Annotated in this window: 14 protein-coding genes; all 14 read right to left on the reverse strand. The window is 66.6% G+C overall.

The window, feature by feature from the left end:
• Window positions 1-183: a DNA gyrase inhibitor YacG gene (locus GGC65_RS07305; protein WP_039575976.1), complete on the reverse strand. Its 183-nt coding sequence runs from the start codon at window positions 181-183 to the stop codon at window positions 1-3.
• Window positions 173-1,165 (reverse strand): ribonuclease, encoded by a 993-nt coding sequence (locus tag GGC65_RS07310; RefSeq protein WP_192646544.1) that lies wholly within the window; start codon window positions 1,163-1,165, stop codon window positions 173-175. Before GGC65_RS07310 ends, GGC65_RS07305 begins: the two co-directional genes overlap by 11 nt.
• A complete protein-coding gene (locus GGC65_RS07315; protein ID WP_318780134.1) occupies window positions 1,158-1,724 on the reverse strand; it encodes a Maf family protein in 567 nt (188 codons plus the stop codon). The genes GGC65_RS07310 and GGC65_RS07315 overlap by 8 nt, the downstream gene beginning before the upstream one ends.
• Before the next feature lie 20 nt (window positions 1,725-1,744).
• Entirely contained in the window at window positions 1,745-1,963 is a 219-nt protein-coding gene (infA, locus tag GGC65_RS07320; protein ID WP_010162480.1) for a translation initiation factor IF-1, read from the reverse strand.
• Window positions 1,964-2,047: 84 nt separating this feature from the next.
• The gene (locus GGC65_RS07325) at window positions 2,048-2,914 is read right to left on the reverse strand and encodes a cupin-like domain-containing protein (protein WP_192646546.1); all 867 of its coding nucleotides are present in this window, start codon (window positions 2,912-2,914) and stop codon (window positions 2,048-2,050) included.
• A complete protein-coding gene (locus GGC65_RS07330; protein WP_192646547.1) occupies window positions 2,911-4,095 on the reverse strand; it encodes a GNAT family N-acetyltransferase in 1,185 nt (394 codons plus the stop codon). The genes GGC65_RS07325 and GGC65_RS07330 overlap by 4 nt, the downstream gene beginning before the upstream one ends.
• A 77-nt stretch (window positions 4,096-4,172) precedes the next feature.
• Window positions 4,173-6,068 carry an XrtA/PEP-CTERM system amidotransferase gene (locus GGC65_RS07335; protein WP_192646548.1) on the reverse strand — a complete coding sequence of 632 codons (1,896 nt, stop codon included), beginning with the start codon at window positions 6,066-6,068 and terminating at the stop codon, window positions 4,173-4,175.
• An 11-nt stretch (window positions 6,069-6,079) separates the two neighbouring features.
• Window positions 6,080-7,558, reverse strand: coding sequence for an exosortase A (gene xrtA, locus GGC65_RS07340; RefSeq protein WP_192646549.1), 1,479 nt, complete (start codon window positions 7,556-7,558; stop codon window positions 6,080-6,082).
• A complete protein-coding gene (locus GGC65_RS07345; RefSeq protein WP_192646550.1) occupies window positions 7,555-8,760 on the reverse strand; it encodes a TIGR03087 family PEP-CTERM/XrtA system glycosyltransferase in 1,206 nt (401 codons plus the stop codon). Before GGC65_RS07345 ends, xrtA begins: the two co-directional genes overlap by 4 nt.
• An 11-nt stretch (window positions 8,761-8,771) precedes the next feature.
• On the reverse strand, window positions 8,772-9,836 hold the full coding sequence (locus GGC65_RS07350) for a FemAB family XrtA/PEP-CTERM system-associated protein (protein WP_192646551.1): 1,065 nt from the start codon (window positions 9,834-9,836) through the stop codon (window positions 8,772-8,774).
• Window positions 9,818-10,678 (reverse strand): XrtA system polysaccharide deacetylase, encoded by an 861-nt coding sequence (locus GGC65_RS07355; RefSeq protein WP_192646552.1) that lies wholly within the window; start codon window positions 10,676-10,678, stop codon window positions 9,818-9,820. Before GGC65_RS07355 ends, GGC65_RS07350 begins: the two co-directional genes overlap by 19 nt.
• Window positions 10,679-10,723: 45 nt before the next feature.
• Window positions 10,724-11,950, reverse strand: coding sequence for an XrtA/PEP-CTERM system-associated ATPase (locus tag GGC65_RS07360; RefSeq protein ID WP_192646553.1), 1,227 nt, complete (start codon window positions 11,948-11,950; stop codon window positions 10,724-10,726).
• 22 nt (window positions 11,951-11,972) lie between these two features.
• Entirely contained in the window at window positions 11,973-13,688 is a 1,716-nt protein-coding gene (locus tag GGC65_RS07365) for a hypothetical protein (RefSeq protein ID WP_192646554.1), read from the reverse strand.
• Complete coding sequence (locus tag GGC65_RS07370; protein ID WP_192646555.1) at window positions 13,688-14,713, reverse strand: P-loop NTPase; 1,026 nt, start codon at window positions 14,711-14,713, stop codon at window positions 13,688-13,690. Before GGC65_RS07370 ends, GGC65_RS07365 begins: the two co-directional genes overlap by 1 nt.
• Window positions 14,714-14,720 lie beyond the last annotated feature (7 nt).

A 14,720-nucleotide genomic window follows, 5' to 3' on the forward strand; every position in this document is an offset into this window, starting at 1 on the left:
TCAGTTATCGTCGAAACGATCGTCGTCGGCGGTGCCGTCGGGCGCCTGATCGACCGGCACGCGATAGCCTTCGCCGAACCAGGTCAGAAGGTCGCGGTCGCGGCAGCCGCGGCTGCAGAATGGCTTAAACTCAGGCTCGCGCGGCTTGCCGCACAGCGGGCAGCGCGGCGGTTTACTGGGCATGGCCCGCTCCTTTCATGGCCGCGTCCGCCAGCAGGCGAACCGCGCGGCCGGTCCGATTCTGCAGCGCATCGACCCACGCCGGGTGCGCTGCGATATGATCGATCACCCCGGCGCGCGCCGAGAGCGTCAACGCGCCGGTGCCCTGCGCGCGTTCGGCATGTCGCAACAACAAAGCTGCATCGGTCGCGACGGGATCGAGGCAGACCTGCTCGATCAGCGACGGACGGTCGCGGCGGCGGATGATCTGCATCAGGCCAAAGCCGTTAACCGCGGTACGCTCGAACGGCGGCGGCAGCGCAGCATCGACCGCCGCGTCGACCGCGTGGCGTCCCGCCCGGTCGGGAAGCGATGGAAAATCGATGCCGATCGAGCCGCCGATGTCGCAGCGTCGAATCACCGCCGCGGCTGCCCGCGCGCCTGACTTGGCGAGTGTAAGCGCATCGCCCTCGCCGTCCACATCGATCAGCACCATCGCAGGGGTTGCATCGACCCACAGCGCCCCGCCGTCGAACGCCCAATGCCCGGTGCGCACGCAATCGACCAGTTCGGACCATCCCGCCTGTTCGAGGCGGTCGACGTCGGTTGGTCGCAATTCGGTTATGGGCATACCGCTCGTCGCGATACGGGCGCGCAGGTCGGGGCCGTCGGCCAGCGCTGCGCCGGGCTCGGCAAGTCGCGCCCTCGCCGGCTTGTCGCGTCCCCGTTCGCGCAATGCCATGCGGGTGATTTCCACCATGATCGTCGCGCCGGCCGAGGTTTGCGAGGGAAGGTCGGCGAGCGTCGCGTGCGGCTGGCCCGGGCGGTCAAGCGCGACCAGCGCGCCCTTGCCGCCCCGTCCCGCCTCGACGAGCCTTGCCGCCGCGATCGCGCCGACGCGCGGCCCCTCGCCGTCGCGCTCGATCCGCGCTTCTATGATCTCGCCATCCTCGACCAGCGCCGCGCGCGCCTCGCCGATTCCGGCTTCGTAAAGCCACTCAGCCAAGCGCGATTCCCGCGCTGGTGAGCAGCGCGCGCGTTTCGAACAAGGGCAAGCCGACGACATTCGAATGGCTACCAGACAGGAAGCGGACAAAGGTCTCGGCCCGGCCCTGGATCGCATAACCGCCCGCCTTGCCCATGCCCTCGCCCGATTCGATATAGCGGTCGATCTCGGCAGCACTCAGCGCCTTGAACGCGACGACCGTGTCGACAACGCGCACGCGCGCCTTGCCATCGGTGCCGACGACGCAAATCCCCGAATAGACATGATGCCGCCGACCCGAAAGCAGACCGAGCATCCGGCGCAGATCGGCTTCGTCGACCGGCTTTTCCAATATGCGGCGGCCAACCGCGACCGTCGTGTCGCCCGCGAGCACGACCTCGTCCGGCGCGCGCTCGACGGCCAGCGCCTTGCCCTTGGCGAGCCGCGCGACATAGTCACGCGGCAGCTCTGCCTTCAGCGGCGTTTCGTCGATTTCGGGGGCCGCGATGCGCGCCGGCACAAGGCCGATCCGCGCCAGCAATTCACGCCGGCGCGGCGATGTCGAAGCAAGGACCAGCACGGGAAAGTTCGCCGCGCCGCTCACTTGAAGCGATAGGTGATCCGACCCTTGGTCAGGTCATAGGGGGTGAGTTCGACGAGCACTTCGTCGCCCACCAGAACGCGGATGCGGTTCTTGCGCATCTTGCCGGCCGTGTGGCCCAGAATCTCGTGGTCATTTTCCAGTTTGACGCGAAACATCGCGTTGGGGAGCAGTTCGACCACTTGGCCGCGCATTTCCAGAAGTTCTTCTTTCGCCATCAGTCCTCTATGGGTCGAAAATTCAAGGATGCGGGCCCATAACCGCAATTTGCGCCAATTGAAAGCAATCTGTCACAGGCGGTTTCAGGAGACGAGTTTGAGCCGGCGCGCAATGCGCCAGCCGACCGTCTTGGCCCAGGCATAGCTTGGCCAGCGCGGCGGCATCGCGGGGTCGAGCCCCATGCGGCGCAGCGTGGCGTTGGCGGCGTGCGCCTCGGACTCGCGATAGCTCCACTCGCTGCGCCAGGTGATCGAGAGCGAGATCGACGGGGCATCGCCATTGGCGACGAAATGCGGCGCCATCACCGGCATCAGCACTGCGTCGCCGGGGCCGAGCGGCACCTGCTGCGCATCGCCATGATAGTCGTCCTGCCAGGGCAGGTTGCGGTGACCGCCGGTATGATAGCGTTCATGCTCGCGGCGATGCGCGAAACGTTCGTCGCCCGACGGCCAGACGTTCATGACCTTCGTGCCCTTGAGCTGGAGCAGGATGTTATGCTCGGGATCGAAGTGAAAGGGCGTGATCGATCCGGGCGACGAGATGAAGATGAAGCCCTGCGGCGTCAGCATCGCACCGGTGCGCGGCTCGACCACGGGTTTAAGCTCGCCGAGCAGGTCCATCAGCAGCACGCGGTAGGCGTCGACATTTTCGATATTCTTGAGCACCGCCCAGCTGCCGTTGCTGTCGATCGTGCGGATCGTCTCGCCGATCGACAGGCCGTTCGAGGGGACGTCTTCGGGCAGGATGCCGATCGGGACATTACCCGGATTATATTCGACCTCGCTCGCTGGCAGGCTTTCGCCGAGCGTGGCGAGCGCTTCGAGCGACAGCAGCGGATGATCGGGCAGGTGATGATGGAGCAGTCCCGCCTGCAGCGGATAGAGCGCCGTCATCCGCTCGAGCGTTTCGGCGGGAAATACGGGTTTGGTGATCGGCTGATGCGCGGTCATGACGGGCTTTCTACTTCATTTTCCGATCCTGCGGCACCCTTCCAGCGCCGCCAGAGACGCTCGATCTTCGTCAACATGGCGAAACGGAGGCGATCGCCGGCCGACGACAGGGGAACATTGGCCCACACCAGCACCCGCCGTTCGCGCCAGACGCTGTCGATCATCGGATGACCGGGCGCGGCGCAGCTGTCGACCCAGTCGATTCGCGGGTTTTCGAGCAGGTCGAGGTTCGCCTGTTGCAGCATCACGCCAGGCGAGAAGCGCGCATAATCCTCGTCGAATGCGGTCTTGAACGAAAAGCCACCCGGCGGACAAAGGAAGTTGACGAGCATGGCGAGCGGTCGGCCGTCGAGGTCGAGCGCGCGCATGTCGAGCCGGCCCGCGTCGCCCGCCGCGGCGAGAATTGCGCGGAACCAGGCCTGCGTGTCGCTCTGGCTCGCGAGCGCCGATTTGGCGCGGCCCTTCCAGCCGCGCGCCTCGAGGTCGAGGAAGGCCTCGATCCAAGGATCGATGGCCTCACATGGTTGCCAGCGGCGAAATTCCACTACGCCCTGTTCGGCGAGGCGGTTCGCCTGCCGCCGCAATTCCTTGCGCTTCTTCGCGCGTACCGCGGCGTCCCAATATTCCTCGGGCGACAGATCGCTTTCCAGCAGCGCGCGTTCCTCGCGGTGCACCACCTCCGCTTCACCGCCGCGTGCCCGCGCGACGTCGACGAGCGCGCGGTGGAGCGGGCCGTCCTCGGTCAGCCGCGGCACATGCAGCAACGTGCGAGCCCAGGGCGCCGCATCGCACCAGCCGAGCAGGATCGACCAGAACAGGCCTTCGAAACCCGCGCGCACCAGCGGCGCACCGTGAAAATGATTGTGGTGCGTCCAACCCGTGACGTGGCGCAGCGGAATGCGGCCATAATGCGTCGCGGCCGCGAGCGGCATGATGCCGATCACCGGCCCGTCGCTACCATCGCGCACCAGCACCAACCGCGCGTGGCGCTCGGGATCGAGTAGGTGCAACGCCGATTGCAGGCACCAGCGCTCGGCAAAGGGATTGGGCTCGCTCGCCTCGTCGGCCAACCGGTCCCACGCCGCCGCGAGTTCGGATGACAGCGCCAACGGATCGACGACGCGTACGGTGAGCGGAGCAGCTTCGGCAGCGCTCGTCGGAAAGGCGGGATGGACCGTCATCGGGAGCGAGCCTAGCAGCCAAGCGTTAAGGATGGGTGGCAAATCCGATGGTGCCCTTCCCTACCAGGAAGAGAAAATCAGATCCCGAAAAGCTTCGCGAGCGATTTTTCGAGCATGAAGAATTGCCAGATCAGCCGGCCGTGATCGCGCCGGCCCGACTGGTGCGCCGCGACGATGCGTTCGATTTCGGCCATGTCGAACCAGCCCGAGCGTGCAAGCGTCGACGAGGTCGCCAGCGCCTTTGCCTGCTGGGCGAGCGGGCCGCGGAACCAGTGCGATACCGGCGTCACGAACCCCATTTTGGGCCGGTACAGGATGTCGTGCGGCAGATAGCGTTCCATCGCCTGTTTCATGATCGCCTTGCCCGTCCCGCGCTTGACGCGCATCGATGCAGGGAGGCTCGCCGCGAATTCGATCAGCCGGTAGTCGAGCAAAGGCTCGCGCGCTTCGAGGCTGACCGCCATGCTCATCCGGTCGGTCTTGGTCAGGATGTCGCCGGGAAGCCAGATCTGAAGATCGGCATATTGCGCGCGGTCGAGCGGCTCGCGCGCTGGTGCAGCGGCCATCGCCTTCCAATAGCGTGTCTCGGCCACATGATCGCCGAGCGCATGATGCGCGGCGTCGTTGAAAAGGCGCGAGCGCTGTGCTTGTCCTGTCACCCCGACCGCCTCGGCATAGCCCTCCGCCCCGCTCTTCGACAGGCTGGCGAGCGTCGCGCGGGCGCGGAGCGGGCGCGGTGCCCAATCCATCTGCGGCCATACATGCGATAGCGGTCCAAGCACGCCGCGGCGGAGGAAACCGGGGATAAGGCCGCGGAGCCGTTCTTCCTGATGCTGGAACACGAGGCGGCGGTATCCGGCGAACGCTTCGTCGGCGCCGTCGCCCGAGAGCGCGACGGTCACCTCTTCGCGCGCGAGTTCGCAGACGCGGTACGTCGGCAGCGCGCTCGCGTCGGCGAAGGGCTCGTCGAAATGATCGGCGATCCTGTCGACGAGCGCAAAATCGCCCGACGACACGGTGCGCGTCCGATGGTCGGTCGCGAACCGCTCCGCAATCTGCTGCGCATATTCCGTTTCGTCGAGCGCCGCCTGATCGAAACCGATCGTGCAGGTCTTGACCGCCTTGCTGCTCGCTTCGGCCATCAACGCGACGACCGCGCTGCTGTCGACGCCGCCCGAGAGGAAGGCGCCGAGCGGCACGTCGGACACCATGCGGTCGGTCACCGCGGCGCGCATCAGGTGGACGAGATGCTCGGCCGCCTCGCCTTCGCTGGCACGGATACGCTTCGAGAAATCGGGCGCCCACCAGCGCGTCGGCGCGGGCACGGGCTTGCCGCGTTCGAGCATGAGGAAATGCCCCGCGGGCAACTTCTCGACCCCAGCGACGATGCAATTGTCGTCGGGGACATAGCCGAAAGCGAGGAAATCCTCGATCGCGGTGAGGTTCGCCTCTTGCCGCAGCAGCGGGTTGCGCAGCAGGCCCTTCAGCTCCGATGCGAAGGCCACCGACCCGTCCGACAAACGAACAAAGTGAAGCGGCTTTACGCCCAGCCGGTCGCGCGCAAGAAACAGGCAGCCGCGCTGATGGTCGTGGATCGCAAAGGCGAACATGCCGTTGAGCCGCGACAGGCAGTCGGGACCCCATTGGCGCCACGCCGCGATGATGACCTCGGTATCGCCGCTGGTGCGGAAACGATGGCCGCGATCCTCGAGTTCGGCACGGAGCTCGCGGAAATTATAGATTTCGCCATTGTAGGTGAGCGTGACGAGCTCGTCGTCGCTCGCCATCGGTTGCGGGCTGCCCGCGATGTCGATGATCGAGAGGCGGAGATGGCCAAGCCCGACGCCGGGCGCGGTCCACTCGCCCGATCCGTCGGGGCCGCGATGCTGCATCGGCTGGAGCATCGCGCGGAGGCGTGCGGGGTCTACCGGCTTCGCCGTCTCCAGATGATAGATGCCCACAATCCCGCACATATAGTCGAGGCCTAGCTGGTTTTGAGCGCGCGGTCAGCCATCGCTTTGGCTCCGCCCGACGCGGAAACGAAATCGACTATCGCATTGCGGCCGCCTTGGCGCTCTTCGCTCGATATGATCAGTGACAGCGCGCGCGGGTCGCCACCGAACAGACGTGCCTTCAGGCCCGCAAGCTTCGCTGCGCGCGCGCTACCCGTCACTTTGCCATCGACGACATACCAGGTCGCGGCGTCGCGCAGCACCGGGCCCGGATGCAGGAGGCGTTCGGTCTTCGCGCCCTCGACGGCTGGCAGCGCGGCGCTCCACGCCCATTTGCTGTCGGGGTCGATCGCGCCTTGCCCGAAAGCGACCACTTCGCGACCTTCGGCCTGCCGTTCGTAGCCGCCGACAGCAACGGTCACGACCTGCCCCTTGTCGTTCGAAAAATGGCGCAGCTGCCGCTGGTCGGCGCCATCGAAGCGCGGCGCCCATGCTGGCCCATCGACGCGCACGTCGCCCCACCCCCGTGGCACGGTGATTGCGACCGTCGAAGGCAGGACTGCGCTGCGCCCGCCCACCAGATGGCTCCAGCCGACGAACAGCAAGGGAATCGCAAGCGCCGCGGGCAACACCGCTTTCGCGGGCCCGGCAAAGCGCGACACGCCCCCCAGCCTGCTCACATCGACCGCGGCGTCGTTGGCCGGCCGGTCGAACCAGCGGCGCGCGACGAGCATGACGAGCAGGATCACAGCGCCGAAGAAGAACCAGCCGTAGAAGACATGGTCGATCCCGCCCGCCGCCTCGATCCCCCAGATTTCCGCGGCGACCATCGTGCCATATGCGCGGAGTGCGTTGGCGAGGATCGTTGTCGCAAGGGCAGCCACGATGAAGATGATCCGCCGCGTCCAGCTCTTGAAGCACAGATGTGCCGCGAACACGGCATAGGCGAGCATCGCGATCAGGAAATTGACCCCCGAGCAGGCCTCGGCCACCTCGAAGAAGCCGGCAGGGGTCGTGATGAACACGCCCTCCATCTCTGCCGGAATGCCCGAGAGATGGAGCAGGACCATGCTGATATGCGCGGTGAGCGTCTGGAGCAAAGGCACCAGTTCTTCGCCGAACGGCACGAGCAATAGCGCATAGCCAAGCGGAAAGAGCAGCGCGCGCACGAGCTTTTCGCCGAGCGCCGCCGCGACCGCGCCCTGCAGCATCAGGACCAGCGCGAGCTGGCGAAACAGACCGACTCCCGCCGCCTCGCCAACGAGCCATACCAGCCCCGCGCCCGCCATCCATATCAGCGCGGGCCACCAATAGACCGGCGTCAGCGGCCGCAACAGCGCAATACGCTGCGACACCAGCCAGCCGATCATCGGCACGATCAGCAGGCAATGGGTGAAGGTCGAGCTGTTCCACCAGATGCCCGCCACATCGGCCGCTTCGCGCCAGAAAATCGCGGCGATCGCCGCGGACAGCAATGCCAGCGCGGCAAGGTGGCGTTGCCAAAGCGTCATGCGGGCAGCCCGAGCAGCGCGCCCAGCGGCGAAAGACGGGCGTCCCAGCCATAACGCGCGATCATCTGCGCACGCGCCGCATTCCCCATCTTCGCGGCTGCGGCCTGGTCGTCAAAGACGTGGCAAACCGCATCGGCCATGGCCGCCGCGCCATCGGCAACGAACATATGCTCGCCCGGCGTCGCTTCGATCCCCGTCGCGGCGGCGGCACTCGCAACCACAGGCCGCGCCATCGCCATCGCTTCGAGCAGTTTGTTCTGGACGCCGCGTGCGAGCAGCAGCGGCGCAACGACCGCGTCGGCGGCAGCGAGCCAGGGGCGCACATCGGGCACTTCGCCGGTGACCGTCACTCCGGGCAGCGCCGCGAGCGCGCGGACTTCGTCGGTCGGCGCGCGGCCGACGATCGCAAAGCGGGCTTGCGGATGACGCTGGCGGATCAGCGGCAAGATATCCTTTGCGAACCAGCGAACCGCGTCGATATTGGGGCGGTAATCCATCTGGCCGGTGAAGACGGCGAGCGGCCCGTCGCCTGTCCCGACCGCATCGAACTCACCCGCCGGGTCGAAGCGATCGGTGTCGATGCCGTTTTCGACGGCGCGCACGTGGTCGGCGCCCAGCCCGCTCTGCGCGCGGAACAGTGCGGCCTCGGCTTCGCTAACGAACAGGCTGGTATCGACTTTGCGGGCCACCTCGACCTCGAACGCACCCAGCTTCACCGCCTCGCGCTTGTGCACCCAGTTCAGCGGCTGGCTCTTGTCCTGCTCGGCGTAAGTCGCGAATTTGGCGGAATCGACATCGACGAAATCCATCAGCACGGCGCCGTCGAAAGCGGCCGGGATATATTGCGCCATCTGGCCCGAGAAGGCGACGATATGCGTAATGCCGCCCCGTCCGACGAGATCGTCAACGTGACGCGCCAACGCGGCGTTACGGAACAGGCGGTTCGACACCGGCTCGCCGCGCAGCACGGCCTGGATCAGCGCGACCGGGCGAGAGGCCTTGCGCACCTCGATCGCCACACTCTTGCAAAGCGGCGCCATCTTCTCGCGCGCAGCGCCGGCATCTTCCGCGTTGTCGGCAAGCGCCGCAACATGCACCGGCGCGAGCTTCGCCAGCGCTTCGAACATATGCCAGCTGCGGATCCGGTCGCCGCGGTCGGGGGGCCAGGGCGCGCGGTGGACGAGGAACAGGATTTCGGCCATTTCGCGGCGTCTTACCCTAGGCCGCGGGCGATCAGCGGGCCGATCCGGTTCGCCGCCCACAGCGGCAGCTTCTTCCAAAGGTCGACTTGCAGCCGGTATTTGGCGCTGTTGGGATTGGTGTCGCGCGCCGTTTCGCCGGGAGCGAGCCAGCGGGCGTAGGTGAGCGGCTGCGGTTCGAAGCCCCAATTCTTCTTGTAGGCGAAAGGTCCCGTGCCGAGTTTCGAGCGCCCAAAATCGAAACGCGTGCAGCCCTTGGCATGTGCGTGGCGCATCAGGGCGAAATACATAAGCTCGTTGGCCCGAAGGCGGCGCGCGTCGGTAGTGCCGCCGCCCCAATAGGGCATGACGGTGCCGCGCCAGTAGAGGCTGAGGACGCTGGCCACGGCGCGGCCTTCCTCTCGCACGGTCAGGATATCCGCATCGTCGCCAAAGGCTTCGAGCACGGCATCGAAAAGCGCTTTCGGGAACACGGGCGTCCCGAGGTTACGGACGCTGGTTGCATAGATGCGATAATGGTCGCGGCGCTCCTGTTCGGAGCGGCCCGTGGTGACGGTGAGGCCGCTTTCGAGCGCCTTGCGGACCTCGGCGCGCTGTTTGCGCGGGATGGCGAGGAGTTCGGCGTCGTCGTCGGACGCGAGGTCGCGTGCAAAGCCCGCGTAGACGCCTTCCTCGACCTGCCAGCCCGTGGGCAGCGGACTGCCGCGCAGTTCGACCGACGGGACGCCCAGCGATCGCGCCATGTCGGCCGCGCCCCCCGCGAGTGTTGCCGCCACGGCTTCATTGTCGGCGAGGATGCCGCCGCCCACCGCGAAGCCGCTGCCGACCAGCGCCTGCCCGAACAGCGGCGAGCGGATATGGTGGAGCGGCAGGAGGCCCGTCAGCGTGCCATCGGCGTCGCGCGCGGTGACGAGGTGGCAGCGGTGCCCGGTGGCCTTGGTGATCGCCTCGCACCATTCGCGGGTGTGAAAGGGCGTCGCTTGAGCGTGCGCGGCGACATAGCTGTCCCACGCGGCGGCGTCGGACAGCGGTGCGGCGGTGAAGCTCGACACAGGCGCGTTCACGCCGCGGCGCGCCATGGCAAAGCGCGCTGCTGCTGCGCGGGGAGCAAGGCATCGGCGCGCGTCCATTCGAAATCGGCGAGCAATTTCTTCAGCTTGCCGGCCATCGCCGACAGGCCGCTGTAATGGCGGATCTTCGACTTGATCGGTGCATCGGCGACGCGCGGCTGGCCGGGGTCGATTTCCCATGGATGGAAATAGAGGATCGCCGGGTGCCCCTCCGCGTTCATCCGCGCGATCGCCCAGCGCGTGAAGGCGTAGGGCAGCATCCGCATGAACCCGCCGCCGCCCGCTGCCAGCGTCCGGCCGGCAAAGCGCGCGGTGGTGACCGGCCATTCGACGAGGTCGCTGTCGGGGAGCGGACGCCACGCGTGGCGCGGGCTTTGCGGCCAGCCATAATGATCGTGGACGACAGGCGCGACGCTGCTCGAATAAGCATAGCCCTGTTCGGCAAGCACGGCATGCGCCCATGGGGTTCGCGTATCGACCGAGAAGCTCGGCGCGCGGTAGCCGCGGATCGCCACACCGCCGAGGTCTTCGAGGATCGCCCGCGTCTTCCGTAAGTCCGCCGCGAATTCGTCGGCGGTCATGTTAAAAACGCGCTTGTGGTCGTAACCATGGCTCGCCAGTTCGTGCCCGGCGTCGGTGATCCGCTTGATCAGCGCGGGATAATGTTCGGCCACCCAGCCGAGCGTGAAGAAAGTGCCCTTGGCACCTGCATCGGCGAAAATCTGCAGCGCTGCGTCGCAATTCGCCTCGACCCGGCATTCGAGCGTCGGCCAGTCGGCACGGTCGATCGTGCGCTCAAAGGCGCCGACCTGGAACCAGTCCTCGACATCGACCGACAGGCCGTTCTGCATTTTTCCTCACCTTCATCAACCCGATAGCGGATTTCAGCCGGGCTGTCAGGCGGCCCAGGTTCGCGAATTCTGCGGATTCGGCGCATTGTCCGGATCGCGCTCGACCCATTCGATCAGCAAGTCGAGCACGCGGCGGAGCGCGGCATCCTGTTCGACGAGACGCTCCTCGAGCGACGCGATCTGCTTTTCGAGCGCGGCGAGCTGTTCGGGGTCGACCGCCGGGGCGGCCGGAGCCGGTTCGGGCGGGGTCAGCGTGATGACGGGCGCCGGTTCGGCAGGCGTGGCGAAGGGCGCCGGACCGTCGGTAACCGGCGCGGCGGCGCGCGCCGGCCATTCGGGCGCTGTTTCGTTCGCGGCTTGCGGCGCAGCGAAGGGCGCGGGGGTCGGCGCCACCGCGGTTGCGGCGGCGGCCACGACCTCTTCGACGGGCAGCGGTGCCAGCGTCGCCGCGTCGATTCCGCGATCGGCCTCGATCTCCGCGACGACCGAGCGCACATTCTGCGCGGTGATGCGGTGCATCTGTTCGACCGCGCCATAGAGCAGCAGGCGGCTGACCAGCACGTTCAGTTTGCGCGGCACGCCTTCGCTGTAATCGAAGATTTCCTCGAAGGCGTCGGGGCTGAAGCTGGGATTGCCCGTCCAGCCAACCTTGCCGAGGCGGTGGAGGATATAGGGTTCGACCTCTTCGGGCTCCATCGGGTCGAGGTGGTGCGTCGCAATCACGCGCTGGCGCAGCTGTTCGAGCGTCGGCGAGTGAAAGAGCGTCTGGCGGAATTCGGGCTGGCCGAGCAGGAATATCTGGAGCAGCGAATGGCCGCCGAGCTGGAAGTTCGAGAGCATGCGCAGCTCTTCGAGCGCCGAGATCGCGAGATTCTGCCCCTCATCGACGATCAGCAGCGTGCGGCGACCGGCGCGCGCCTGTTCGCGCAGATATTCCTCCATAGAGCGCAGCAGTTCGGCCTTGCTCTGCCCTTCCCACTCGATGCCGAATTGTTCGGCGACGAGGCGGAGAAGATCGTCGCCCTCGACCTGCGTCGACACCAACTTGACCGCGGTCAGACGATTGGGGTCGATCGTGTTCATCAGATGGCCGACGAGCGTCGTCTTGCCCGCGCCGACGTCGCCGGTGATGACGATGAAGCCTTCGCCCTGCGCAAGACCGTAGCCGAGATAGGACATCGCCTTGCGATGGGTGCCGCTTTCGAAATAGAAATGCGGGTCTGGCGTCAGCTGGAACGGACGCCCGGTGAAACCATAGAACTGATCGTACATCGTAAAAATCCCGTTTGCTTGGTCAGAAGTTGTAACGAAGTCCCACCAAAGCTGAACCGATAAGCTGACTGTTGAAACCTTCTTGGTCGAAGGCGTTGAGGCTGGCCGCGGCTGTCCCGGTCAGGCCACGCCAGAAGCGCCGCGCATAGGAAGCGGTCAGGCCGGCCGACTGGACGTCGCTGGCGCCCGGCGCGCCATTGTCGAAATAATTGACATAGCCCGACAAGCCGATGTCGGAATCGACGTCGAGTTGGCGCCCCGCCGAGACGAAGAGATAATAATTCTCGTCCTTGATCCCGTTGAGATTGCCGATCGGCGACAGCAACGGCGCGAGCAGCTTGCGCCGGTCGTAACCGACGCCGACGCCATAGCTCCACCCGCCGAAGCGCGACGACAAGGTCGCCTGGATACCGCGGCTGCGATATTGCGCCGAGGTCGCGTTGCCGAGCTGGTTGCTGAGGCAGCCGCCGCCCTGCTGGCCGAAGACGCACGGGTTGATGTCGCCGCTGATCGGGTTGCGGGTCGGGTCGAATTGGGTCGGCAACGCGGCAAGCCCGCCCGACAGGCCGCGGCCGAAGCTCGACAGCCCGTCGTAGACGCCGACCTGGATCGAGGTCGCATGGTCGGCGCGATAAGTGAAGCTGCCGGTATAGATCGTATCGCCATAGCGGCGGCCGACCTTCGCGGTCAGCGATGTACGGCGGCTCGGCTGCCACATCACGCCGGCGTCCCAGATCAGCCCGTCGGTGTCGAACGACAGCTGGCGCGGGGTCGATTTGTCGGTGATGAAGCGGCCGTTCGAATCGCGCACGGGCACGCCATTGGCGTCGACGACCGGATTGCGCTGGCCGATTTCGATATCCTCGTAGCCGACGCCGCCGAGCAGCGCGACGGTCGGGCCGATCGGCACCGTCACGTCGGCGCGGGCGAACTTGCCCTCGTAACGCTGGTCGAGCTGGCTCGCATCCTCGCGCTCCCAGCCGCCCGACACTTGCCATCCGAACGGCAGGTCTCCGGGGCGTGCGCCGACGCTGGCCCAGGCGACATGGTTCGTCGAGCTGTCGAAAATATCCTGCGGCTGCGTTCCCGGCGACAGGATCGCGGGTTCGTCGACTTCGACCTTGGTATAGCCAACGCGATAACCCGCCCCGACGTCGAGCCCGCCGATACGCCGTGCAAAGGTCGGGCCGGCATAAAGCGAATAAATGTCCGCGACATTGCTGGCGTCGCCGATGAACAGCCCGCTCGCCGCGCCCTGTCCGTCGGCGCGGGTTCGCGTCGCGAGCGCGCCGGCTTCGAGGTTCAGACCGCGCGCTGCCTCGATCCGGCCGCGCAGAAGGCCGCTAACCATGTCCGAATCGCCAAGATCGTCGTTCCATCCGATACGATGTTCATAACGAATGGATCCGGCGAGTTCGGCGCGGTTGGTCGCGATCGCGGCATCCACCCCGACCGCGAGGTTCGTATAGGTGAGGACGTCGCCGCCGTTCTTGAGGTCAGCGGTCAGCACCTGATCGATTTCGAGATAGGGGCTAACGGCGACCGTCCGCTGGGTGCGGCGGCGCTCGGCGCGCTTCTCCGAGCGCCCCTGCTCGGGCGCCGGCGCGCCGGCCGATGTTGCATTATCGCCGCCCGAGGCGGGACCGCCCGAAAATTGCGCATGCGCGCCCGTCGCCGTCCCGGCGAGCAGCAGGGCCGCCAGCGTCGACAGATGACGCATGGTGGTCGTGGTGCGCATCACGCGCCTCCTTGTCCGTAATAAGTCCCGAAGCGGCGGCCGCCCGGCGAGAATTTGACCCCGTTGAGGAGCAGCTGGATATGCGGACACGCGCCCATCAGGCCGATCGCGTCGCGCAGCGCCGATTCGAGCGTCTCGTCGGCGCGCACGACCATGATCGTCTGTCCGACGTGCCCCGCGAGCACCGTGGCGGGCGATGCCGCGAGCACCGGCGGCGAATCGATGATGAGGATGCGGCCCGGCGCGCCCGCTTCGAGCTGCGCGAGCAACGCCTCGGTCCGCGCCGAGGCGAGAAGTTCGGTGTCGTGCATATGGCCGGTACCCGCGGGCATGACCTTCAGGCCCGGAATATCGGTCTGGATCAGGCAGTCGCCGAGCGGCAGATGCGGATCGGCGAGCGCGTCCATCAGGCCGGGACCGTCTTCGAGGCCCAAAGATTCGAGAACGCTCGGCTTGGCGATGTCGGCATCGATCAGCAGCACGTCGTGATCCGCCTCGACCGAAAGGCTCAAGGCAAGGTTGACCGCGGAGAAGGTCTTGCCCTCGCCCGGGTTCGCCGAGGCGATGAGCACACGGTGGCCGCGCGGCAGGATCGGGCGATTGCCGACACCGCCGAAATTGCGGATCAGCTCGCGCTTCACGATGCGATATTCTTCGGAAATGCCCGTGACGGGCGTTCCGGGCACGATCATGCCGCGCGATGCAAGGCGCGCGCGGTCGACCGTTCCCTGCCGCGTCGGGACGATCGCAGGCGCTGCCTTGGCGACATCCTTGCGCGGCGACGGCTTCGGCGCGACAGGCGCAGCTTCGACCGCAGGCGCCGCCTCGACGACGGGATCGAGGATTTCGGGCTGCGGCGCTTCAGTCGCGGGTGCAGCCTCGACCTTCTTCGCCTTTTTGGGCGTTTCAGGCGGCAGTTTCGACACGTCGATCGTCGGCGCATTGGCCGCGGGATCGAGGCCGAACATATCGGCCGCGCGTTCGAGGAGCGAGGGCGGACGCTTGACTTTGCGTTGGTCGTTCATGTCATCG

The sequence above is a fragment of the Sphingopyxis sp. OAS728 genome (genome assembly GCF_014873485.1).
Taxonomy (GTDB): Bacteria; Pseudomonadota; Alphaproteobacteria; order Sphingomonadales; family Sphingomonadaceae; genus Sphingopyxis.